Origin of the sequence: Paenibacillus rigui, assembly GCF_002234615.1 — a bacterium.
GTDB lineage: Bacteria > Bacillota > Bacilli > Paenibacillales > NBRC-103111 > Paenibacillus_S > Paenibacillus_S rigui.
In genome coordinates, this window is record NZ_NMQW01000017.1 from 429395 (window position 1) to 454028 (window position 24634).

The 24634-nt window shown below is 52.5% G+C and carries 18 protein-coding genes; 3 read left to right on the top strand and 15 right to left on the bottom strand.

Annotation, left to right across the window (positions count from 1 at the left end):
• Positions 1 to 7 precede the first annotated feature (7 nt).
• The 4 genes from yhbY to CF651_RS13210 all read right to left on the bottom strand — a co-directional run bounded on the left by yhbY (position 8) and on the right by CF651_RS13210 (position 3061).
• Complete coding sequence (yhbY, locus tag CF651_RS13195; RefSeq protein WP_094015313.1) at positions 8 to 301, bottom strand: ribosome assembly RNA-binding protein YhbY; 294 nt, start codon at positions 299 to 301, stop codon at positions 8 to 10.
• A 250-nt stretch (positions 302 to 551) separates the two neighbouring features.
• Positions 552 to 1409 (bottom strand): shikimate dehydrogenase, encoded by an 858-nt coding sequence (locus CF651_RS13200; protein ID WP_094015314.1) that lies wholly within the window; start codon positions 1407 to 1409, stop codon positions 552 to 554.
• Between the two features lie 25 nt (positions 1410 to 1434).
• Positions 1435 to 2556, bottom strand: coding sequence for a ribosome biogenesis GTPase YqeH (gene yqeH, locus CF651_RS13205; RefSeq protein ID WP_094015315.1), 1122 nt, complete (start codon positions 2554 to 2556; stop codon positions 1435 to 1437).
• Between the two features lie 7 nt (positions 2557 to 2563).
• Positions 2564 to 3061 carry a YqeG family HAD IIIA-type phosphatase gene (locus CF651_RS13210; protein ID WP_094015396.1) on the bottom strand — a complete coding sequence of 166 codons (498 nt, stop codon included), beginning with the start codon at positions 3059 to 3061 and terminating at the stop codon, positions 2564 to 2566.
• A gap of 149 nt (positions 3062 to 3210) precedes the next feature.
• On the opposite strand from CF651_RS13210, the gene CF651_RS13215 reads away from it, so the two are divergent.
• Positions 3211 to 4464 carry a serpin family protein gene (locus CF651_RS13215; protein ID WP_094015316.1) on the top strand — a complete coding sequence of 418 codons (1254 nt, stop codon included), beginning with the start codon at positions 3211 to 3213 and terminating at the stop codon, positions 4462 to 4464.
• A 330-nt stretch (positions 4465 to 4794) separates the two neighbouring features.
• Here the strand turns inward: CF651_RS13215 and CF651_RS13220 are convergent, their stop codons facing one another.
• The 7 genes from CF651_RS13220 to CF651_RS13250 all read right to left on the bottom strand — a co-directional run bounded on the left by CF651_RS13220 (position 4795) and on the right by CF651_RS13250 (position 12214).
• Entirely contained in the window at positions 4795 to 7029 is a 2235-nt protein-coding gene (locus tag CF651_RS13220) for a transglutaminase TgpA family protein (protein WP_094015317.1), read from the bottom strand.
• The gene (locus tag CF651_RS13225) at positions 7026 to 8276 is read right to left on the bottom strand and encodes a DUF58 domain-containing protein (protein WP_094015318.1); all 1251 of its coding nucleotides are present in this window, start codon (positions 8274 to 8276) and stop codon (positions 7026 to 7028) included. Before CF651_RS13225 ends, CF651_RS13220 begins: the two co-directional genes overlap by 4 nt.
• 2 nt (positions 8277 to 8278) lie before the next feature.
• Positions 8279 to 9238, bottom strand: coding sequence for an AAA family ATPase (locus tag CF651_RS13230; protein ID WP_094015319.1), 960 nt, complete (start codon positions 9236 to 9238; stop codon positions 8279 to 8281).
• 226 nt (positions 9239 to 9464) lie between these two features.
• Positions 9465 to 9830: a stage V sporulation protein AE gene (spoVAE, locus tag CF651_RS13235; RefSeq protein ID WP_094015397.1), complete on the bottom strand. Its 366-nt coding sequence runs from the start codon at positions 9828 to 9830 to the stop codon at positions 9465 to 9467.
• An 18-nt stretch (positions 9831 to 9848) separates the two neighbouring features.
• Positions 9849 to 10859 carry a stage V sporulation protein AD gene (gene spoVAD / locus CF651_RS13240; RefSeq protein WP_094015320.1) on the bottom strand — a complete coding sequence of 337 codons (1011 nt, stop codon included), beginning with the start codon at positions 10857 to 10859 and terminating at the stop codon, positions 9849 to 9851.
• A 5-nt stretch (positions 10860 to 10864) separates the two neighbouring features.
• On the bottom strand, positions 10865 to 11338 hold the full coding sequence (gene spoVAC, locus CF651_RS13245) for a stage V sporulation protein AC (RefSeq protein ID WP_094015321.1): 474 nt from the start codon (positions 11336 to 11338) through the stop codon (positions 10865 to 10867).
• Between the two features lie 18 nt (positions 11339 to 11356).
• Complete coding sequence (locus tag CF651_RS13250; RefSeq protein ID WP_094015322.1) at positions 11357 to 12214, bottom strand: DUF421 domain-containing protein; 858 nt, start codon at positions 12212 to 12214, stop codon at positions 11357 to 11359.
• A gap of 185 nt (positions 12215 to 12399) precedes the next feature.
• Here CF651_RS13250 and CF651_RS13260 point away from each other — a divergent pair, with 185 nt between their 5' ends.
• Positions 12400 to 12606, top strand: coding sequence for a DUF1657 domain-containing protein (locus tag CF651_RS13260; protein WP_094015324.1), 207 nt, complete (start codon positions 12400 to 12402; stop codon positions 12604 to 12606).
• 414 nt (positions 12607 to 13020) lie between these two features.
• On the opposite strand, the gene CF651_RS13265 is transcribed toward CF651_RS13260, so the two are convergent.
• The 4 genes from CF651_RS13265 to CF651_RS13280 all read right to left on the bottom strand — a co-directional run bounded on the left by CF651_RS13265 (position 13021) and on the right by CF651_RS13280 (position 22184).
• Positions 13021 to 15885, bottom strand: a complete 2865-nt coding sequence (locus tag CF651_RS13265; RefSeq protein ID WP_094015325.1) for an RCC1 domain-containing protein — start codon at positions 15883 to 15885, stop codon at positions 13021 to 13023.
• A gap of 33 nt (positions 15886 to 15918) precedes the next feature.
• Entirely contained in the window at positions 15919 to 19065 is a 3147-nt protein-coding gene (locus CF651_RS13270; RefSeq protein ID WP_094015326.1) for an efflux RND transporter permease subunit, read from the bottom strand.
• Positions 19062 to 21218 carry an efflux RND transporter periplasmic adaptor subunit gene (locus tag CF651_RS13275; RefSeq protein WP_179232793.1) on the bottom strand — a complete coding sequence of 719 codons (2157 nt, stop codon included), beginning with the start codon at positions 21216 to 21218 and terminating at the stop codon, positions 19062 to 19064. Before CF651_RS13275 ends, CF651_RS13270 begins: the two co-directional genes overlap by 4 nt.
• Positions 21219 to 21674: 456 nt before the next feature.
• Positions 21675 to 22184: a L,D-transpeptidase gene (locus CF651_RS13280; RefSeq protein WP_245855862.1), complete on the bottom strand. Its 510-nt coding sequence runs from the start codon at positions 22182 to 22184 to the stop codon at positions 21675 to 21677.
• Between the two features lie 202 nt (positions 22185 to 22386).
• Between CF651_RS13280 and CF651_RS13285 the strand changes: the two genes are divergently transcribed.
• Positions 22387 to 24621 (top strand): EAL domain-containing protein, encoded by a 2235-nt coding sequence (locus tag CF651_RS13285; RefSeq protein WP_094015399.1) that lies wholly within the window; start codon positions 22387 to 22389, stop codon positions 24619 to 24621.
• Positions 24622 to 24634 lie beyond the last annotated feature (13 nt).

Consider the following 24634-nt stretch of genomic DNA (forward strand, 5'->3'; position numbering starts at 1 on the left):
GTGCTTGTTAGACCGGAAGCTCTATCGTTTTGTGATCCTTGGATTCCTTATACAATACGATGATCTTGCCGATCACCTGTACCAGCTCCGCGCCTGCACCTTCAGCCAGCTGCTGCCCGATCTCGTTACGATCCTCCAGACAGTTGTTCAGCACCGTGATTTTGATCAGCTCGCGCACTTCAATCGCTTCTTCAATATGACGGATCAGGTGATCGTTTACTCCGCCTTTTCCTACTTGAAAAATAGGGTTCAAATGATGCGCCAAAGAGCGCAAATGTCTTTTTTGTTTACCTGTTAGCATGATGGTGATTCCTCTATTCTGATGTGATAGGCGTGCAATTGGGCTGCTGCGTAGTCCTCTACAAATTCGGTGAATGCGGCACACTTCTCATGCGGATCGTTCTTCCGAGAATTTCACAGCTTAGCGCTAAAAATCCGAGGACAAAGGCGAACGCTGACGTTTCTACAAAACGATTCCGCCTGCTCCATTACCTGATTCACGTTTAAAGGACAACACTACTTACAAGGCCCTCTCTACCTCTACACGCGAGTTATGAATTAAACGATTGCAGCACCGCTTCTCGCATAGCTGCCGTAGGAGCCGGAACCCCGGTCCAATATTCAAAAGCATAAGCTCCCTGGTAAATAAACATCCCCAGACCGCTATGGATCGTCGCGCCGCGCGCTTCGGATTCACGAAGGAACTTCGTAATCATCGGGTTATAAACCAAATCGCTGACAACCATATGCTCACGCACGAGGGTGGTGTCCATCGGGACGGAATCAACATTCGGATGCATACCGAGTGAAGTATTGTTCACGATCAGCGCTACGTCTCCTGCAACATCCGCAATCTCGTCGAGACCCATGCCTGTGACCCCGGTGAACCCGGACATCGATTGAGCCAATTCCTCAGCCTTCTCCCGGGTCCGGTTCGCAATATAAATATGAGCTGCGCCCTCTTTGGCCAAAGCATAGCCAACGCCGCGGGCGGCACCTCCGGCACCAAGCATCAGCACCTTTTTACCGTGCAATTCGATACCGGTCTCTTCCTTCAAGGAGCGGACATAGCCGATACCGTCCGTATTGTAGCCGATCAATCGGCCGTTATCGTTCACGATCGTATTGACAGCTCCGATAATACGCGCGCCTTCGTCGATCTCGTCCAAATATTCCATGACCTCCAGCTTGTGCGGAATCGTTACATTCACCCCGCGAAACTGAAGCGCCCGGATCCCTTTAATCGCATCCTTCAGCTGTCCCGGCAAAATATGAAAAGCCGCATAAGCGGCATTCAACCCCGTTTCTTCAAAAGCCCGATTCAGCATCACCGGCGATTTGGAGTGACGGATCGGATCCCCGAACACTCCGTATAAAATCGTATGGCTGTCCAACTGCTGCTTCCCCATGACTCATGTTCCTCCCTGTTCCCTCTTAAATCATCGATTCCCTGACGGCTACCTTGATGCCCTTGGGGACATGAATCATCAAATCCGCTCCGACATCGCTATTCACCTTGACCCAGCCCAGACCGGAGATGGAAACGTCGTAAATTTTCCCCTTCGGAATCCGAACCGGGTGCTTGGCAAGCTTCGGCAGCTGCTCTAACGCCTCCAAGGTCGGCGGTGCAAGCATTACCCCTTTATGCTCCGCGTACAGCTCATCGGCCCGTTCAAGCTTCGTCCGGTGGGCAGGTATGGCATTAGACACATAGAAGGTAAACGACTGCCGTTCCCCCTGTACAAAATCGAAACGGACATAGCTGCCGAAAAAGATGGTTTGATGCTCATTCAGTTGGAACACTAACGGCTTAAGCGGTCGATCCGGCATCAGCTTGCCCAAATCCTGCTTGCTCACCAACTCGGTCAGACGATGAGGATAGACAATACCCGGCGTATCAATAATAAAGGTTCCGTCGTCCATCGGAATCTTTACAAGATCCAAGGTTGTGCCCGGATAATGGGAAGTCGTGAGCTCCGCATCCAAGTCGCTGTAATCCCGGATCAGCCTGTTAATTAGAGTGGACTTTCCGACATTCGTCGCGCCCACGACATAAATATCGCGACCGTCCCGGTACTCGTCCAGCGCTTGAATGACACGATCAAACCCCATGTTCTGCTTAGCCGAGCAGAGCACGACCTCAACGACCTTCAAACCGAATTCTTTCGCCTGCTTGCGTACCCAATTCACAATTTTATTGAAATTGGTCACTTTGGGCAGCAAATCGATCTTGTTCACGGCAAGCACAACCGGATTATCTCCGACGAATCGGGACAGCCCGCTGATCAAGCTCCCTTCAAAGTCAAATATATCGACGATATTGACGACGAGCGACTTGGTGCTTCCCACATGGCTCAGCAGCTTTAGAAAGTCGTCCTGATTCAACGTTGTGCCGGACACTTCATTATAATTTTTAATACGGAAGCAGCGCTGGCAAATGACCGGCGTCCGGTTCAATGCCTGCTCGGGCACATAACCCAGCTTGTCCTGCTGCTCCGTTTGCAGCTTGACTCCACAGCCTGCACAGGCTTCGGTGTCTTTGGTTAGTTCTGTCATGACGTACCTACCTTTTCATCCAAGTTAGAGCTACTTTTTCCAGCGTCCGATTCACCATCTTCGTAAAAATACCCTCATCTGCCCGAGCGATCGGAAGCACCAGCACAGTATACAAGCCCATCCGGTTGCCCCCCAGCACATCGGTCATCATTTGGTCGCCAATGACAATGATTTCTTCCGCCGGCAGCTTCATCAGCCGCATAGCTTTATGAAATGCCGCACTGGTCGGTTTTTTGGCCCGATAAATAAAAGGAAGCGATAAAGGCTCGGCAAATTGAGCAACCCGCACTTTATTATTATTTGACACAATGACAACCTGAAAACCGATCTGTGCCACGACCTTCAGCCAGTCGATCAGCTCCGGTGTAGCAAGAGGCGCTTTGGCCCCAACTAAAGTGTTATCCAGGTCGGTTATAATGCCCCTTTTGCCTTGCTTCCACAGTTCATTTAAGTCAATATCGTAAATCGTGTTCACCTGTAAGCGTGGAACCAGATTATTCAGCAACAAATTCACCCCAGAACGTGCATATATACGCAAACTATACCATATATGTCCTTTTTGTTGCAAAAAGGATTGTTGCTGCGGAAGCGGCGGCAACTTATTTTACCTCATCTGCGTCTGTTTAACTAAAATACCAAGGGGGGTCACTCTAAATGATGCGAAGGGCTATGAAAAAGAAAACAAAGGCTGCGGCATGCCTGGCCGCTCTTGTCCTGCTCATGGGCTGCACGTTCCCGGGAATGTCCGCTACAACAAAAACATCCGTTTATAAGGTGGAGCAGCTGGACCCGCGGATCATCGAGGCGCAACAGCAGTTCAGCTTCGCATTGTACCGGCAAATCTTGAAACAGAAGCAAGGAAGCAACGTCTTCATCTCTCCGTTGAGCATCGCAATCGCTTTAACGATGGCCTACAACGGCGCGGGCGGTTCTACGAGGGATGCCATGGGCAAAGCGCTGCAGCTGACCGTTCTCAAGTCGGAAGAGGTGAGCCTGGGCAATGAAATCCTGCTTGATTTGTTGACACATAGCAGCGGAGGCTCCCAGCTGTCCATCGCTAACTCCATATGGGTCCAAGAGGGAGCGAAAATCAACAAAGCCTTTATTCAGCAAGCCGGCAAGCATTACGGCTCTGAGATACATACCTTGAACTTTGCTGATGCCAAATCAGCGGCAACTATAAACAAATGGGTTCAAAAGCATACCGGAGGCAAAATACCTGCCATGGTAGAGCCGCCCCTTCCTCCTCAGTCGATGCTCCTGCTTATGAATGCCGTTTATTTTAAAGGCAATTGGAACCATCCGTTCGAGCCGTCCGCCACGAGAAACGGGGATTTTCATCTCACAGACGGAAATCTGAGAACCGTGCCCATGATGCATCAATCGGGGTCGTACGAGTATATGCAGACGGAGCAGTATCAGGCGCTTCGGCTGCCTTATGCCGATAACCGGCAGGGGATGCTGCTTGTTCTGCCTGGTGAGGGCATAGCTCTGGACACGGTGGAGGACAGCATCCTATCCCGGCCGGATGGCTTGACGAAGCCATTTCCGGTTAAGTCAGGCACAATCCAGCTGCCCCGGTTTACAATGAAGGAGCAGCTGAAATTAAACGAGGTATTGAAAGCGTTGGGCATGTCGGAAGCCTTCGATCCAAGTCAAGCGGACTTTAGCGGCATTGCCGAAAATCGAGACCACCTAGCCATTGAAGGGGTCCTGCACAAAGCCTATGTCGATGTGAACGAAAAAGGAACGGAGGCCGCCGCTGCCACCTCCATGCAGATGGCAGGCTCCGCAGCGCCGGTCTCTCCGTTTCAAATGCAAATCGACCGCCCTTTTCTCTTCGTGATTGAAGACAGGGCAACCGGAGCCTTATTGTTTATGGGCTCAGTCTATGATCCGACCTTATAATACTTCTTCGCTTCGTGATCGTATCAAATCCAAATTGGATGGGATGACTGGCGCCGAATTGGGGGGTTACAGACTTTGTCTCTCAAGATAAAGTAATAACAAGCCACAGAATCATTTTAGGAAAAGACAGGTGAGAATGATGGGAACCCCCCTCGGCATATGGACCATGCTCATAGGTGTTCATTTATTGATGGTAGCCATGTTTGTTTCGATATGGATATTTGTGAAAAAGAACAAGGATTTATTTTAGAGCCCAGCAAAACAAACGACGAAAACCGTCTGGAAACCCAGACGGTTTTTCGTATTGTGCTTAAGGATGTAGGCACGGGATCAAAATTGAGAGCGGAGCTTCTCGACGATCTGTGCGGCCTGCTGCCAATCTTGCTCCGTGATGTCCGCTTTGCTGTACTTCGCCTTCTCGAAGATGGACAAGATCTGTTCCAAATCCGCCTTCATCCATTTGCTCTGCTGCGTCCAGCGGCGAACCGCTTCCCGAAGCGTTTCATGTTCTTGCCTTACATATCCGTTGCGTCGGCATATTCTCAACAGTCTCTCGCACTCTACGATGACCTTCTGTTTCAAAAGAGAAGCGCGGCGCCGTTCCAGCCGCTCACGAATGACTTCCAGGATCTGAAACTTCCAGCCCAGAAACGCAACGATTGCTGCCGCCAGTAATCCCAGACCGGTCATGCTCATCCACTGGACATGGCGGGACATATCTGCAGGCTCCTCTGGCTCCACCGGCGCTGCGGTCTGAGTGGACGTCTCGGCAGGCAGCTCCTCCTGGATTGTAGCACGAGGCAGCGCGAAGCCTGCCGTCGGCTCGAATGGTACCCAGCCGTACCCGCTGAAGTACACCTCTACCCATGAATGGGCGTCCGCATTACGAACCGTGTACACCCCCGCGGCATCAGGGTCCACGAGTCCTCCCTGATCCCCCAGGAAACCGAGCGCTTCTTCCTGCGACATCGCGCTAAGCCCGGAAGCGTAGCCTTTCACCCAACGGGTAGGCAAGCCTACCGATCGGGACATCACCGCCATCGCCGAGGAATAGTAGTCGCAATAACCTTCTTTAATTTCAAATAAAAACCGATCGACAAAGTCTCTGCTGCGTCCCTTCGTTAAATCCGGTTTATTGGAATAAGGAAATGTAATGCGCAAATAATCTTCGATTTTTTTGGCCTTGTCATACGGATTGGTCGCGTCTTTAGTAAGTTCCGCGGCCAACTGACGAACCCTAGCCGGTACATTATCCGGCAGCTGCAAATATTCGGCGAGCTCGGCCCGGTTTGCCGGCTCCGACGTTTTGCGAAGCACGTCCTCATCAATAACCGGCATTTGGGAAATGACAATATACGTCTTAGGGTATGCCTGACGCTGCTCATTGTACCGAAGCTCCGATTGCATAGGCACCCACTGCAAGCCCTCGAAGCCGGTCTTGATGCCATTCAGATCAACGACCTTCTGAACGTTGAGGGCTCCGAACAATACAGGATACGGCTCTTCGTTAAGCATCGTAACCGTCTGCTTCACCTCGACCGTCCTCATCTTGCTGCCGGCGGAACGCGGGTCTGTCGTCAGCACGGTATCCGCGCGAACAGCTGAAGCACCTGCACGCTTATCACTCTCGCCCAAATCCCAGCCTTTGCCGTTATATAAGGAACGTGTTTCTCCTCGCCAGTAGCTGCGGTGCGTCGTATCCACAGTCATCACCGGTGTGTAATCGAATTGGAAGCCGCTGCCCAAGGCTGTGTCGTTGCGGCTGTAGCCGGAGGACGTGTCTGCGCTGGACACCGCGGGCGCCACTTCAATGCCCTTACCTGTCGTGAAGTTGACCGGTTCCCCCCTGTATGCCCGCCACGCGGTATACGGATCAGTCAGGAGCGGACCGACCTCAGGCATGATCGTGCCGATCATAACCGTTAAGGAGATCAATGCGATCACCGGAACCGCTATCGAGGTCGGATAATCCGCCAAATAGCTCCACGTATCCGGATCTTTTTTCCGCAGCCGTTGGAGATGGCATAAAATGAGGAGAAACAGTCCGCAGCCTACCGTCATCGCCACCTGTGGCCACAGATAGATGCTGGAGAAGGAATCACGGATGCACATGGCGAGCACGCTGACAATCATCAAAGCATATACGCGCCACTTTACCTCTACCCACCAAAGGAGCGTCAAATAAAGTACCCAAGCCCCCAGGCCAAACCATAAGTAGGGGGTCAGCTCATACAGGTTGAGAAACAGGCGGGAAGAGAAAAAGCTGCTCAGCTGCATCGGTCCTCTTACATGGAATTGCTCAAGAACCATAGCATTAATGACTACGATAAGAACAACCTGCAAAGCCCCCCTGAGCAGCCAATGCAGCCGGGGGATATGCTCCAGCAGGAAAGTAACAAGCAGCGTCAACTCAACGATGACAACCGTCTCAGGCAGCCAGACTCCGTCTTCCTTTGCAATCCAGTATACGAATTGAAGCAGCAGCACGCCGACAAGAAGAACGGTCAGCCGGTGCGTCCAGTTGAGCAGAAACAAACGCCGCCACCAGGAAATGGATTCGTTCATCCGCTTCTCCCTCCTAACACAACTGGCAGCTCCTGCAGCGATTGAACGGCGTAGCCTGTCACACCGAGAGATTGCAGCTGCTTCAGCCACCTATCCTTGCCTTCGGTATCGCCGCACAGCCACATATGGCAAGGATTCAATTGCAGCTGCTTCAGCCAGCCGAAAATCTGCACCATCGGTTCACCATATAGCGGTGTAACAATAGCGACAAAGCTGCCGGGCACAAAGTTTTGCACCTTTTCCCTCAGCACCTGCTTCAGCGAATAGCTGCCGTCCGCCTCCACATGGATAAAATGCTGCTGAACGGCTTTATGCTGATTCTGTCCTGGTCGCGGCTCGTAATAAACATCATCCGATCCGGTAGACACCAAGCCCAACGCCAGGCTGCGGCTCGCACCGTATTGAAACAGCGAGGCAGCGACGGATACGGCCAGCTCAAACTGATCCAGATCGGCTTCGTAGCCTTTAAGCTGACGATCCAAAACAAGATAGGTTTTGGGCAAGGATTCACGTTCGAACTCCTTGGATTTCCATGTTCCCGTTCTCGCCGTAGCGTTCCAGTGAATCCGGGATAAACGGTCCCCGTAAATATACTCCCTGACTCCGTTGATCTGGGTCGTTTCCCTAACGGCACGGGTTGTTGTGGAATGGTGGTTGGTCCCTTTCATCATCTGATGAAATTGCAGCCATTCCCGAATCGCAATCGTTTGCGGCAGCACGACAATGCTGTGCGGCAGCTTCAATGATCCGCTGTGCTCGAACAAGCCGAAGATGTCTTCGGTCACACACTCGGTGCTGCCGAACGAATAAAAGCCCCGCCGCAGGGCAGGCGTCTTATACTCCCATTGTCCGCGGCGGCGCCAGTCCGGAACAATCGTCGTTTCAAACTCCAGCTCGCTGCCGTTTTTGTGATACAACCGATCCTTCACGAAAATATAAGGCATGGGCCAAAAGCCGGGGATTTGCAGCTGGATGCTTACGCCCAGCGAGCTTCCGGCTTCGAGCATTCCGCCGTGATCGACCTGGGTCAAGGTGCGGGTGCCCTGTGTCCGTTTGATGCCGCTCCATTGCCCCAGCAGCAAATAAATACTTAATAAAAGCATAATGACAAAAAGCATGAGCGCAAGCTTGCCGCCTTGGAACAGCAGAAATCCCAAACTGCCGAGAAAGCTGATCAATACCGCCCAAAATGGCCGGCTCATGCGGGGACGTTCAACAAGTTTCTGAATGAACGGTTCCCTCATCATGCTCATTTCTCCAATCGAACCGGAACCCTCACCTGCTGAAACACAGATTGAAGGATGGATTGTACCGTCGCTCCGTCCATTCGTGCCTCCGCATGAAGCAGGATACGGTGCCCCAGGACATAAGGAGCCAAAAATTTAATGTCGTCGGGTATGACATAGTCTCTCTCCTGCAGCATCGCATAAGCCTTGGACGCCTGGACCAGGGATATCGTTGCACGAGGGCTCGCTCCCAGGAAAATAGCCGGATGCTCCCGCGTCTGCCTCGTTACGGCGACTAAATAGGCGGCAACGGCATCATCCAGATGCACCTGCTTCACCCGCTGCTGAATACCGCGGATTTGGCCGACATCGGCAACCGGCTGGATTTGATCAAGCGGGTGGATGACGCTTTGGGATAAGATCATTTTCATTTCCGTAGCCTCATCCGGATAGCCTAAACTGAACTTCATCATGAACCGGTCGAGCTGAGCTTCGGGGAGCATATACGTTCCCTCGAAATCGATCGGATTCTGGGTAGCCAGCAGTAAGAAAGGCTCCGGGAGCGCATGCGTTTCCCCGTCCACGGTAATATGGCGCTCTTCCATCGCTTCAAGCAGCGCAGACTGGGTCTTCGTCGTCGCCCGGTTGATTTCGTCCGCCAATAAAATATTCGTCATGATAGGCCCCGCACGAAAAATAAATACCTCATCCTTCGGATGATATATGGAAACCCCGGTAATATCAGTAGGAAGCAGATCAGGATTACATTGAATGCGACGAAATTGCCCTTCAATGGAACGGGCCAACGATTTGATCAGCACGGTTTTTCCGGTTCCCGGAACATCCTCAAGCAGAACATGCCCGCCCGCAAGCATCGCTGTTAAGAGAAGCTTGATTTCATCCATTTTACCGAGGATGCAAGATTCCAAATTTGCCTGAATACGCTTAAGTATTTGAATATCTTCGTTTAAGATAGCTTCCATGTTCCTGATCCTCCTTGGGTTAATAGATGCCTTATTCTATTTTACAAGATTCAAAAAACGGCGTATACGTGCAATAATGCTGAATTTGTTTGTAAATTTACACATTTTAGTCGATTTTTCCTTGCTTTTCACATGAAAATGCCAAGAAGCTCCAAGGGATGGTCCCCTGGAGCTTCTGCTTACTTCCGATTGAAAATATGCCTGCCTTTGGATTGTCCTTGCAAAGTTACCCTCTGGGCCTGGCCACCAGCGCGGCGAGAAAGGAAAAAATCACAGCCGCGGATACGCCCGCGCTCGTAATTTTGAAGATCCCCGTCAAAATGCCGACAGGCCCGTCTTTATGAAGCTCGTCCAATGCTCCGTGCACAAGCGAATTGCCGAAGCTCGTAATCGGGACCGTCGCCCCTGCGCCGGCAAATTCGACAAACCGGTCGTACAAGCTCTTGTCTCCGATAAAAATGCCCCCGAACAGGGCTCCTAACACAACCAAGGTGCTCATGGTATGCGCCGGAGTCAGCTTCATGACATCCATCATCAGCTGCCCGATGACGCAAATGGCGCCTCCGATAATAAATGACCAAACAAAATGCATCCAGTTGTCCATCGTCTATCATCCTCTGCTTTCTATGGCTACGGCGTGGGCGATACATGGAATGCTTTCCCCCTGCTGGAAGGACAGAGGCGAGAGCAGGGCCCCGGTAGCTACAACCAGCACCCGTTTCAGATCCCCTTTGCGCAGCTTTTTCATAATGTGTCCATACGTAACAGCCGCCGAGCAGCCGCAGCCGCTTCCTCCTGCCATGACAGGCTGGTTCTCCAGGTCATAAATCATCAGCCCGCAATCATAATAGTTCGTCTGGTGCATGGGAACCTGGTGCTTCTCAAGCATTTCACAGGCAATATCGTAGCCTACCCTGGCTAAGTCGCCGGTAACGATAAGATCGTAATATCCGGGCTCGCGGTGAAAGTCGCGGAAATGCGCCTGAATCGTATCTACGGCGGCCGGAGCCATCGCCGCTCCCATATTAAACGGATCTTTAATTCCCATATCGACAACCCTGCCGATCGTAGCTCCGGTAACGACTGGTCCGTCCCCTGATGCGCTAAGGACGGCGGCACCAGCCCCGGTTACGGTGTACTGAGCCGTAGGAGGCTTCTGCGAGCCGTATTCCGTCGGGTAACGGAATTGTTTTTCCGTCGTGCAGTTGTGGCTGCACGTCCCTACAAGCACATGCTTGGCTGACCCGGTGCTCATAATTAGCGAGCCTATCGCCAAGCCTTCCATGGAGGTGGAGCATGCGCCGAAAATGCCGAGATACGGTATCGTTAAGGTACGGGCCGCGAAGGTGTTGCTGATAATCTGATTCATCAAGTCCCCGCCGACATAAAATTGAATCTGCTCCTTCGTTAAACCCGCTTTGTCCATGGCCAGCTGGGCGGCTTCTTCCATCAGCTTGCGCTCCGCCTTTTCCCAGCTGTCCTGTTCCAGAAGCATGTCGCCGTGAACCAGATCAAAATCATGCACAAGCGGTCCTTTGGCTTCATCCGGCCCTACCACCGTGGCCGACGACTGGATGACCGGCCGTTTCGAGAATGCCCAGCTTTGGTGCCCCTGAAGCATGCGAATTACCTCCCCAATCCAAAAAGTAAATGGACCACCCCGACAAAAAAAGCCGCTACGGTACCGAAAACAATGACAGCCCCCGCCAGCTTGAACATGTTGCCGCCGACACCAAGCACGAAGCCTTCACTTTTATGCTCCAACGCCGCCGAGCACACGGAATTGGCAAAGCCTGTTACAGGGACGCCCGTGCCGGCGCCGGCCCATTGCGCGATTTTATCGTATACTCCAAAGCTTGTAAGAATACAAGAAAGCAAAATAAGAATCGCAACCGTTGGATTCCCGGCCGTCTTGTTCGTAAATCCGAAAACATGAATAAACAGCTCCATGAGCCCTTGCCCGATGACACAAATGATGCCTCCGGCTATGAAGGCTCTCAAGCAGTTTTTGGCAACCGGCCGGGCCGGCTCCTTTTTTTTCGCAAGCGTATGATATTCCTGCTGGGTCCATGTCATCTTTTGCTTCGCCTTGGTGGCCATGAGCATCCTCCCTTTCGCTTATCTTTTCAGCAAAGGCATAACCTGCTTCAATACTTCCTGCATTTGTTCCGCACCGTGCCGGTACATCGCCTGGGCGGCTTCGTTTTGTGTGGCGAGTCCGTAGAGCGTCAAGTCAGCCTCGCATTTTTTGAGCGTCGCATATAACAACGGCTTCTGGGTATTTTCCGGCAGCTGCAGCACATCGTCATACAAATCCACATAGAGCTGCCCGTACGAATCCACTTGTCCGATAAAAACATTGTCCTTGATGACGCCTATTTTCTCCAACTCAGTATCCAGCCATTCACGGCTAAAGCCCGCGGTGGATAACGGCTCGTCCATATAATTCCCATCGATAATGACCGCCTGCGTCTCCCTTTCAGGAGCTACCTTAATGCCCAAGTGCTTGGGGGTCAAAGGCTGATTCTCCTTCTTGAGCAGTACGCTCAGCTCCCCGCTCGCCTCCAGTACGGCAAACTCGACGTCGGCCATATTGAATACACTTTTGGCCCGCAGCTGCTCCAGCAGCTCGTCTGCGGTATATCTTTCTCTTTTCAAGTTTTTTTCCAATACCTTTCCTTTTTCGATCAAAATCGTCCCCTTGCCTTCAAACCATTGGCGCAGCGTTTTGCTTTTGAGCGTCGCCAGCTCCACCAGAAGGGGAACCATGACCCAGACGACCAGTGCGATAACGCCATGCATGTAATTGTTTTCGATATCCGTTGAAATAAAACCGGCCAATTCCCCCAAGGTAATTCCCGTTATATATTCAAAAAAGGTCAGCTGGGAAATTTGTTTTTTACCGAGAATTCTTGTCAATATGAACAGCATGGTTATTGCGCCAAGCGACCTTAGGACAATATGAAGCCACTCCATCTCACATCCCCTTTCTGTTGTTCAGCATCATGCTTGCGATTAAATTATTTGCCAAAAAACGCAGGCTTATCAAGGATTGGACAATCAAAGTTTTTCCCAAAATTATTTCCAGCCTCTTACAGTTATGTTTCTCTCCATTGTGGTGCACATTAGTATCTGCAATACACGAAAGGGAGGTGAACACCATGACCGTAGCATCCAATGTAAAAACAACTCTGGCCTCTTTGAAAAGTGCTCAAGCCAGCCTGGAAACCTTTGCACTCAGCACGCAAAACCAGGAGGCAAAGCAATTGTTCGAGAGTGCAGCCAAGACGACGCAGCAAGTGTGCGATCAAGTAAGCAGCCGCATTCAACAGCTGGAAAACGAAGAACCGCAATATAAAGGATTTTAAGCAAAAAAAACAAAAACAGCCTCCGCAAAACCGTAATCGGCTTGCGAAGGCTGTTTTTCATGCTTGTTTCTTCGGCATCGGCTTAAGCTGGCTCCTGCCTGTCACCCAAAAAGCATCAATAGAATCATTAATAAAATAAATAGCACCAAAACCAGGAGTCCCGAATTGTCCTTCAGCATATAGGCCCGCTCCCATCCATGGGTAGTTAAGCATGCTGTAAGGTATGCCGGGCCGGGCGAATCGGCATGTGCTATGGCCTATAGTTACCCATCATTTCCGGTACATCTGCGGAAAGCTTGACCCTTTGTTCGGAAATGATGGGGCGCTTCGGCCGAAGACCAAGCCGGTTCATCATAAATGCTTCAAACCATATGTGAAGAGCTGCACGCGCCATACTGTATTGAAGCCAGCGCCTTACTCCTTGCCAGCTTGCTGCAGGGCAGCTTCATCCACAGGAAGCGCACCTCCGGCTTGAACCGTCAAAATCCGCTCCATGATCGTCACAGCCTGAGCCCGGGTCGTTGTTTCCTCCGGTCCGAGGCGGCCATGATCCAAGCCTTGGAGGATGCCTTTGCTCACGGCAGTCTGCAGAGCGAAGGCATCGCTCATAGCGGTGTTCGAAGCCCGCAGCTCGGGAGAGGTAACCTTGACCGCAATGCGCGCCAATTCTGCGCGGGTTATCGGCTCATCCCATGCGCGTCCGGTCTCCTCCGGACCGTAGTCGCCTTCCTTCGTCAGCGCTTCGACGTAAGGCTGGTACCAGGCCTGGCCATTGCCGCCCGAAGCCGCCGCACCCGGCAGCTTCAACGCCGCTGCGGCCAGCTTGGCGAATTCGGCACGGGTCAGCGTGCCGTCGGGGTGAAACGTGCCGTCCGGATACCCGTCGGCATAGCCCTTGTCTACCGCGGAGGCAATCGTCGCCTCCGCCCAATGACCGGCCGTATCGCTGAATCCGCGATCGAAGCCGGTCACGACCCCGGGCACGGTACGGTTCTTATACGTACCGTCCCCGAGCTGGCCGGACATGTTGGCGCCCCATGTCCAGACCGTCCCCTCCGCCGAAATCGCGGCGGAGTGATAGCTTCCCGCGGCAGCCTCTGTCGCGCCGCGGATGCCCTTGGCCTGAACCGGCTGCGACCGGTTCGCGGCAGAGCCGTCGCCGAGCTGGCCGAAGCTGCCGGCGCCCCAGGCCCACACCGTGCCGTCCTGCTTGACGGCTAAGGAGTGATAGCTCCCGGCGGCGATGGAGGCGACGCCGGTCAAGCCGGCGACCGGCACGGGCGCCGTACGGTTCGTCGTCGTGCCGTCGCCCAGCTGGCCGAAGCCGTTGTAGCCCCAAGCATAGACGGTTCCGTCGGCCTTAAGCGCAAGCGAATGGTTCCGGCCGGCGGCGATTGCTTTGACGTCCTTCAATCCGTCAATGGGCACGACCATTCTGCGGAGCATCGAGGACCCGTCACCGAGCTGCCCGTTGCTGTTATCCCCCCATGCCCACAAGGTTCCATCCTCGGCTAGAGCCAAGGCGTGGTTATAGCCGGCTGCAATCGCTTTGATCCGGAACAATCCGGAAATTTGCACCACATTCGCAGCGCTTTCGGTCGTATTATCCGCCATTTGACCGAACGTATTGTCTCCGATTCCCCAGACGGTACCGTCCTTCTTCAAGGCAAGCGTGAACGCGTTGCCCGCCGAAATCATACTCACATCCTTCAACAACGGAGCGGCAGCCGGTGTATTTTTGCTATCGGTCGTCTGATCGGCGAGCTGTCCGTTTACATTTTGCCCCCAGCTCCAGACCGTTCCATCCGGCTTCAGCACGAAGGCACTGTGACTCCCTGCCTCAACGGCGGTCACGGTACCTGCGTTAACAGCCTCCACAGGCACATTTTTGCCGCCGACCGTTCCGGTCCCGAGCTCCCCGAACGTGTTCTCGCCCCATGTCCAGAGCCGATTCCGCTTCCAGACGAGGTTAAAGCTGTCGCCTGCAGCCAATGCACGGGTCTGGATCTCATTCGCGAAGCTGCCTCCCTTGGGCGGCTGTACGATGAGATTGAACCGTGGTACAACGACAGGTAAAATGCGGCTCGTCGCCGTGCCGTCACCGAGCTGGCCCAGTGTGCTGTTTCCCCAGCCCCACACTGTTCCGTCGCTTTTGACCGCCATCGAATTGAAGCTGCCTGTACCGATGACGGACACATCCTTTAAGCCTTCCACAGGCACATTATGATCGCTGTCTTTATAATCGCCGGTGCCGAGCTGACCGTAATTGTTCAGCCCCCATCCGCTCACGCTGCCGTCCTTGTGCAGGACGATCATATGGGAATTGCCTGCCGCAATACTGACAACATCGTCCGCACCCACGACGTTGTTGGCGAAATTACGGTCGGTCTTGTTGCCGTTGCCGAGCTGACCGGCGATGTTGTAGCCCCAGGTCCACACTTCTCCGTCCTTTTTGAGCAGAGCCGAGAAATTCGCCCCTGCAGCCAAAGCCACCGTATCGTAAGTAAAATTCACGAGGGTCGGGCGATTGGTTTTCGTTTGCGTCTCCGCATTGCCCACTTGACCGTATGTGTTGTCGCCCCAAGCCACTACGGTATGGTTGCTCAACAGCGCCAGCATATGCATGCCGCCGGCGGCAATGCCGATGACGTTGGTCGGGTAGGACAGCTGGGAAGGCGTTAATTTGGGGTCATACGTGCTGTCCCCCAGCTGTCCCTTCGAGTTATCTCCCCAGGTGACGATCGTTCCGTCGCCCTTCAAAGCGGCGGAGTAATTATTGCCTGCCGCAATGGCGACGATATTCGTCAAGCCCTCGATCTCAAAAGGCTCCGGCCGATCCGTTAAGGTGCCATCACCCAATTGGCCATTCGTATTTTGGCCCCAAGCCCAAACCGTTCCATCCTTGCGCAAAGCAAGGGTATGATTCAGACCTGCGGCAATCGACGTAATATCGAACAACGGTTTCACCTGTGTCGGCGCGTACCGGTATACATTGGGGCCGGTACCGAGCTTCCCGTGCAGACTGTCTCCCCAGGTCCAGACAGAGCCATCGCTTTTCAATGCTACCGTATGTCCGAGACCTCCGGTAATCTGTACAATTCCCAGAGATTTCACGGAAGGTCCCGCTTCCGTACTATCCGCTGATTGTGCTGCCGGGGCCTCCTCTGCCCATACAGGCGCTGCCGTCATGGCAAGCAGCTGCACCACCAGCATCAGTCTGAATACAGGAAGCAGCCAGCGGTTACGGCCCCGTATCAGCTTTCGTTGTTGTTGAAGCATCTCTTAACCTCTCCTCCGTATAAATTTCTTGATTTAGTGGCTCGAATGATCGGCAGGCAGAGCTGGAGGAGATTGACGCTTCCACTTGCTTTTCAACACATCCATTAGACCATCCATCAGCATATACACCACAGGCACAAGCAGAAGCGTAACCATGGTCGACAGTGTCAGACCGAACGCAACGACAGTAGCCATGGAAGCCTGCGCTTCGGCGCCTTCTCCAAAGCCGATGACGAGCGGAAGCATCGCCAGTACGGTTGTCGCCGTTGTCATCAGAATCGGACGCAAACGTATTCTCCCTGCCTCCAGAAGTGCATCGTATAAGGTGTATCCCCGCTTTCTCAATTGGTTCGTGTAGTCGATGAGAACAATTGCATTATTCACCACGACCCCAACGAGCATAATCATCCCCATGACGGAGTTCATATTAATCGTACGGTGTGTAAGATATAGGCCGAGAATGGCACCGATAAACGTCGGCGGCATCGAGAACATGATGATGAACGGGCCGTATAACGATTCGAATTGGCTTGCCATAACCATGTATACCAGCACCAGAGAAAGCCCCAGCATAATATACAAGCTTTTGAAGGTGCTGTTGGAATCCGCCTGGGAGCCCAGGCTGATGGAGTAGCCGTCCGGTGCCTGGATCGTATCCAGCCTCTCTTGAACCACCTTGGATACATCCCCTACAGGAGCCCCGTTCACGAAAGCTTGAACCGTCGTCAGCCGCTGCTGATTGATGTGTCGAATCTGAGCGGGCCCGGAGCTTGGCTCCACCTTTGCGATGGCATTCAGCGGCACCTGGGCGCCTGAGCTCGTTGTCAAAATGATTTGATTCAGATTTTCCAGATTGTTGGTAAATTCGGTCGGATACTTCACCAGCACCGATATTTGCGAATCCCCTGTTTTCAAATTCGTTGCCGCAGCGCCTTGATAGGCGGTACGCAGCGATGTCATGACCTCCCTGGCGGAGATGCCGTAGTACGTCGCCGCATCCCGGTCGATGGTCATGCTATAAGAAGGAATACTGCGTTCCTGCGTATTTTGCACGTTGCGGAGCGTCGGAATGTCGCGAAGCTCTTCCGCAACCATATCACCGAGCTTGCTCAGCACGGTCTGGTCGGGACCGTTCAAATTGACTACGATGTCGGCCCCCCCGCCGCCACCGCCGCCCAACCCCGGGAGACGAACCGAGGATCGGCTGTTCACCGAAATTTGGGCTCCCGGATTGCCCTGTGTCAAATTCCGGATCTGCTCCACGACCTGCTCGGTCGTTTGTTTACGCTCTGCGAGCGGCTTAAGAGTCACCGTAATATTAGCCGAGTTCGTCGAAGCGCTCTGGAACGCACCTCCGCCGTTGCTTCCTACGTTCGTAAAAATGGTATCAATATCAGGGATATCCTTGATCAAATTTTCAACCTTGCCCGCCAAGGCATTCGTAATTTCGAATTTCGTTCCCTGCGCCAGGCTGATGTTAACGAACAGCTGCCCTTCATCCGTCTTCGGCGTGAGCTCGGTACCGACGAACTTGGCCAGGTATGCACTGCCTCCAAGCATAAGCAAGGTGATGAATACAATTGTCCACCGATGGCCAAGCGACCATTTTAGCAGGAAGGAATAGCCATTCGTAAACCGGTTCATCCCTCTGCCGAACCATACGGCCGGATTATAGGATCTTCCCTCCGGCAAGGATTCGTCATGATGCTTTTTCAATATTTTGGCCGCCAGCATCGGCACTAAAGTAATAGCCGCGAACAAGGCCGCAATGTGGGAAAAGCTGACCGTCAGCGCCATCGGCACGAAGAAGTTTTTGATCATTCCGTTAATGAACAAGGTTGGGGCAAACACGGCAATCTGCGCTAATGCCGAGGCAAGCACCGCCGTTCCGACCTCAGCCGTCCCCTGCTTGGCCGCTTCAACCGGCGATAAGCCTTCTTCCTTTTTACGGAAAATGCTTTCAAGCACCACGACCGCAAAGTCGACGAGAGAGCCCAGCCCCAAGGCCAAGCCGCCCAACGTAATCGTATTGATCGTCTGATGCGAGAAATACATCATACTGAAAGTACTGACGACGGAGATCGGGATCACAACGCCGATAATCAATGTCGCCCGAATGCTGTTTAAGAAAAGCATAAGAATGATAATAGAAAAGATGGCTCCAAGCAGCGTATGCTCAATTACGGTATTAATCGAGTTGCTAATATATTTGGAGGTATCGTTCAATACAGCCAGCTTGGCCCCTTCCGGCAGCTTCGTCTGGATATCGTCGATCGCCTTGCGGATATTGTCCGCTACAGCAACCGTATTGCCGTCCGACTGCTTCAGGACCGAGATGCCTACGCTTTGTTCTCCGTTACGGCGGGAATCAAACGTAATATCCTGGTAAGTATCAATCAGCTGGCCCAGCTCTCCAAGAGCGATAGACTGGCCTTTCCCCAAATTCACTCTTACTTTGTCGATATCCGAGACCGACTTGAACTCACCCTGAATGGTTAACGGGATCAGCTGCTCGCCTTTATACACAAGCCCTGCGTCCATGGATTGGTTATCGTTGCTGAGTGCCGATGTCACCTGGTTGAAGGTTAACCCGTACTGGGTCAGCTTATTTTGGTCAAGCAGCAATTGAATCTGTCTTACGCGTCCGCCCGAGACGCCTACGGATGCGACACCGTCCACACGCTGAACGGCGGGACTCACAATGTTATCCGCCAAATCACGGAGGGTGATCAAATCTACGCCGCTCCCGTACAAAGACAAGCTCATGATCGGCTGACTGTTCGGATCCGCCCGGGACACGACAGGCGCATCCGCATCCGTCGGCAGCTGCCTGCGGACCCGGTCCAGCTTGTCGCGCATCGTCAAGGTGGCATCATTAATGTCCGTGCCAAAGTTAAACTGAACGGTGACGATACTCGAGCCCGTTCGTGAGGTGGAGGTCACGGACTGCACATTGGCTATCGTAGCCATCGATGCCTCGACACGCTTGGTGACCTGAGCTTCAACCTGGGACGGCGACGCGCCCGACCAGTTCGTCTGAACGGTTGCGGTCGGAATCTCCATATTCGGATATAAATCCACCGGCAGCAGCGGTGCTGCGATAGACCCCAGTATCGTGAGCGCAATCATGATCATAAGGATCGTGACAGGCCGGTTTACAGAGAAATTCGCTAAATTCACTGCGTGCCACCTGCTCTCCCGGTTTGACCGGCCGTGCCGCTGCCCTCGCCTTTAGGGGCACTCTCTCCCTGAGGCTTCTCCCCCTGGGCTTTCTCGCCCTTGGGTTTGTCACCCTGAGCTTTCTCGCCTTGTGCCTTCTCGGCCTTCTGCTTCTCAGCCTGGCCTTCCGGCGACGGACTGCCCTGCTTCTGCCCGTCCTGGGTCCCCTGCTGGCTCCCCCCGCCCTGCTGCTGACGCTGAGCGCCCTGCTGACCACCTTGCTGCTGGGCTCCTCCTTGACCTTGCTGACGCTGCTGGCCTCCCTGCTGGCCGCCCCCTTGCTGCTGGCCCGGCTGAACGATTTGTACGGCAGCCTTGTCGGACAGAAGCTCCTGGCCTTTGACGACGATTTCGTCGCCCTCCTTCAGCCCGCTGACAATCTCAAACTGGGAGCTTGTCAGGGTTCCTACTTTGACCGAGACCTTCTTGGCCTTGCCCTCGGAAACAACGAAGACCGAGTTGCCGCTCGGCTGGCTCAGCACGGCATCCGCCGGTACCATGATGGCTTTGCGTCCCTCGCTCTTAAGGCTGGACGTGGCGAACATACCGGGAAGAAGCTCGCCCTTGGGATCATTGACCTTGATGTCCACACCATATGCCTTGGTGACGGAGTCCATCGTAGGCCGAATCGTATAGACGGTTCCATCGAACGTTTTATTCAGCGTCGGCACCGTAATTTTCATTTCCATGCCGACTTTGATTTTGCCGATATTGGCTTCAGAAATATTCACCGTAGCCTGCGTCGGGTTAAGCGCTGCGATAGAGACGATGTTCGCATTCGTCCCGGCATTTTGTCCGACTGGCGTATTGATTGTAGTGACGACTCCATCCACCGGCGAAATCAGCACGCCATCCTGCAGCTGCTCATTCAATAATTGCAGGTTCGTTTGAGCCTGCTGAAGCTGTGCGCTGCCCACAGTCACCGCGTCTGTAGATTTGGCGGACTGCAGCGTTTGCTCCGATTGGGCAAGCTGAGCCTTGGACACATTCAAGGCAAGCTCCTGCGTAGATTGGGCGTTCGAATAGGACAGCTGGTCCTTTTGCAGCGACTTCTCATTGGCATCTAATATAACGGCCAGAGAGTTTTGCGCATTCGCTAAAGTAATGGAATCCTTGTTTAAATTTTCCTGGGCGATTTGTACGGTTTGGGAATTTTGGGCCGTAATCAAATCGGCCTGCGCTTTGAGAAGAGCGCTGTTTGCCGTAATCAATGCATTCGGCGTCGTTTGCTGCGCCTGATCCAAATTCAACTGAGCAGTTTGGATTTTTTGCAGGGCTGCATCTATATTCGTCTTATTTTCCGTCGATGATTTCACGTTGTTATAATTAATAATCGCCTGCTGCAGGGCTAGCTGCAGAGCTTCCACCGAGTTATCCGTGTTGGCCTGCGAGGTCTGCACCGAGTCCTGCTGGGCGTTCAACGTATTTTGAGCATTGGTCAAATTCGTGTTGTAGGTGACCTGGGCATTATTCAAGTTTTGCTGCGATATCGCTACCTGCTGCTTCGCAGCGGCGATCGCGTTTTGTTGATCGTTGAGCGCCTTATTGTAATTGGCCTGTGATATCGCCACCTGCTGCTTCGCAGCGGCAACCGCATTCTGCTGATCGACAATCGCCTTTTCCAGGTTGGCCCGTTGAAGGTTAACCGCCTTCTCCGCAGTCGATACACTATTGGCCTGGTCATTCACCGTTTTTTGGAGCTGTGCGGATGAAATCGCCACCGCATTTTGAGACTGTGCGATCTGCTGCTCCAATGCGGTCGTATCCATTCGGGCAAGGGGATCGCCCACTTTGACCCGGTCTCCCGCTTTTACCATCAATTCGGTCACTCTTCCGGCTACTTTGGACGAAACGTTGGTTGTATAGACAGGCGTGATCGACCCGCTGAATACCTGGCCTCCCGTCACCTCAGCCATCTTGACCACTTGTGTTTCCACCGGGAACTGTCTTGCTGCGCCCCTCTGCCCGCCGGCGGTCTGCTGTGCGCCTTGTCCTTGTCCCTGCTTGGACCCTGCTCCGTTCCATACGGTTGCGCTGACAACAGCAATAATGGCAACAACTGCTATCGCCGCAACCACCCATTTTTTGGATACACTTTGGATCCACCTGATCATTTCATACCCCTCCACGAATTCTTGTCCGTCCCATCTGCCCGCCGCTTGAAGGCGGCTACGGATGCTTTGATAAGCGATGCTCCAGCATAACATCAACTTAGCGCACATTCATGATAAAACTGTGATTGAAATGTAAAAAAAGTGTGAAATATGGTTGTTTCCCCGCAAAGATTCGCCAAAAGAACGCACAAAAAAAAGGACCCCTTTCGGAGTCCTCTTCGCGGTGAATTGATGTTTGGTACACTTGCCTCGATCCCTTCGAAAAGCTCGGTCAAATACCTCGTCACTTCATTGCAGTACGAGTACTACACTAACGTGTCTTTGGCACATCCCTCCGCTTCTATCTGGAGTCTAACTCAATGTTCCCGGAATGCTTCGTTGAATCGTTCAACGGAACCACACCTCTCTCGTTTCACCGCTAATGATAGTATGTCCGGTACGCATGCTTTTATACATTTATTCTTTAATAATAACTTTGGTCCCAAGAGGAATGTGGCGGTACAGCCATTCGATGTCCCGGTTATGCATGCGCACACACCCGGAAGATGCGTGACTCCCGATCGAATAGGGGCGATTCGTCCCGTGAATGCCATACGTATACCCTCCCGTTCCAGGAACGCTTAAGCCAAGCCAGCGGGAACCTAGCGGATTCTTGGGAGAACCTCCGGGAATTTGCTTGCGGACATACCATGGCTTCACGATTTTCGTTACGATGTGGAATTCACCCACCGGTGTCAGCTCTTTACGTCTTCCCGTCGCTACTGGAAAACCATACATGACCCGGCCGTTTACGATCACCGTCAAGTAATTGGTCCGCTTGTTAATTTCAATATATACGCCTTCTTCCCTCAGCGCTTCCAATGGTATGGTTGAGGGTGCCGATGCCGCTTGGACAAGGCCTGTACTTATGAGGCAAAGCTGCATGATCCATAAGAAGATCAAACCTGCCTTGAGATTCCATTTCAATACAATCTCATCCTTTATCATTTATGCACGGTTATTGTTCACCACAGGTCAAATTTTATGTACCCGTGCCCCGGATGTAATGCCGCCCTAAGCAAATATTCAGGAACGATGTCGAATTTCTTTGCGCCCGAAGAAGGATTTTTTGACAATGGAAACGAATTACATATTAGATGAAGCAGGAAGAGAGGACAAGAGATCGCCCATGACGTTAACCAAACAACAATATATTATGGAATCGAAGCGAAAATCGGAAGAATATCAATTGGATCCGAATACCATTCCCGGGTTTGACGAAGTCATGTCTCCATTGGATTTAAAGCGTAAATTTTCTGAATATGAGAGCGTTCTAAGGGTCGTTCGGTTCTTCGTTAAGAAGCTGCTCGACTCGCTGAAGGGCAATCCCATTCTTATCGTCATTTCGGACGAGACCGGTGTCGTGCTGGAAATGGATGGCGATGAGACGATAAAGCAGACGATCACGCAGCTTGGCATCCGTATCGGTGTTCGCTTTACGGAGGAGTCGTGCGGAACCAACGTCATTAATCTTGCTTTGTCGGGGCGCTGCCCGGTGGAATTGATCGGCAACGACCATTATCACCACTATCTGTTCAATAGTGCATGTTACTCTGTTCCGTTCCACTATACAGACATGAACGATTTGCTGGGTACGATCTCCATCATGACCTCTATAGAACTGGCTGATCCGGCTTACTTAACGCTTTTATCCATGGCTGTCGATTCCATCGAGCGGGAACTCCTCCTAGTCAAACAAAACCAAAAGCTGAACGTCCTCAATCAAATCATGATCAACTCCACACGAAGCGGCATCATCATGACGGACAAAATCGGACATATTATCGAGTTCAACGATATTGCAGAACAGCTGACCGGGCTGAAAAAGGAGCTCGTCCGCGAGCAAGCGGTGCGCCAATTCAAGCCGATGGGACAGTACATTTGCGACGTCATTGAAAAAGGAAGCAAATATGAGAATATTCAGCTCATTTTCGAAAGGCCCAAAGCTTCCTCCAAGGTAGTCTGCTTGTTTGACGCGCTTCCCATTTACGACGAGCATTACCAGATCATCGGCGCGTTCGGCCAGTTCAGAGATGTGACTCCGTTGTACGAAGCCGAGGAAAAGTATAACCATCTCGCATACCATGATGATTTGACCGGCCTTCCCAACCGGAGGCTGTTCTACAAGCAGCTCAATGAAATGCTCGAAACGGCAAAACAGAACAATCATGCGTTTGCCATTCTTTACATAGATCTCGACCGCTTCAAAATGGTGAACGATATGCTCGGCCACCGCAATGGGGACATTTTGTTATATGAGGTGTCCAAACGGCTGAAGAGCTGCCTCAAATCCACCAGCACACTGGCCCGGATGGGCGGGGATGAATTTACGATCATCCTCCCGAATGCTCCTGAGCCGGATACCGCTGTCGCCGTTGCCGACGCCATTATACAGAAGCTGAAGCGGATATTCCGCATTCAGGGACATGATTTCCATATTTCCGCAAGTATAGGGATCTCCTTCTATCCGGAAGACGGCTTGGATGCGGAAACCCTGATGATCCATGCCGATACGGCACTCTATAAGGCCAAAGAAACGGGAAAAAATAACTACGTGCTGTACGCGCCGTCGATGAACCAATCGTCCCATGAAAAGCTGGCCTTGGAAAATTCGCTGCGCAAAGCCGTCGAACGTCAGGAATGGGTGCTTCACTACCAGCCCCAGATTGACCTGCAAACCGGACAAATCGTCGGGGTAGAAGCGCTTATCCGCTGGCAGCATCCGAAAAATCACCTGGTTTCTCCCGGGGAATTCATTCCCCTCGCCGAGGAAACCGGTCTTATCGTGCCTATAGGAGAATGGGCCTTGAAGCAAGCCTGCCTCCAAAACAAGCTGTGGCAGGATGCCGGACTCCCTAAAATTCGTGTCGCGGTTAACCTGTCAACGGCACAGTTCCTCAAGAAAAGCTTGAACCAGACGGTCGCCGACGTCCTTAAAGAAACCGGTCTTGACCCCTGCTATCTGGAGCTTGAAATCACGGAAACGATGACGATGGACGTCGAACGGGCCAGCGTGATACTGGATGAATTAAGCCGGCTGGGCGTTCAGATCAGCATCGATGATTTCGGCACAGGCTACAGCTCTCTTAATTATTTAAAAAAGTTTTCGATTCATCGGCTCAAAATCGACCGTTCTTTCGTCCGTGATATTACAAGTGACGAAAGCGACGCCCGAATTGTCGGTGTCATTATATCCATGGCGCACCACCTGGGCTTGAACGTAATTGCCGAAGGTGCAGAAACGCCAGAGCAGGTTGCCTTTTTGAAAGATCAGCATTGCGACGAAATCCAAGGCTACTATTATAGTCCGCCTCTGACGGCAGACGAGCTGGAAAAAAAATATTTAAGAAACAGCACATTATAGAAGTTGGAGATGA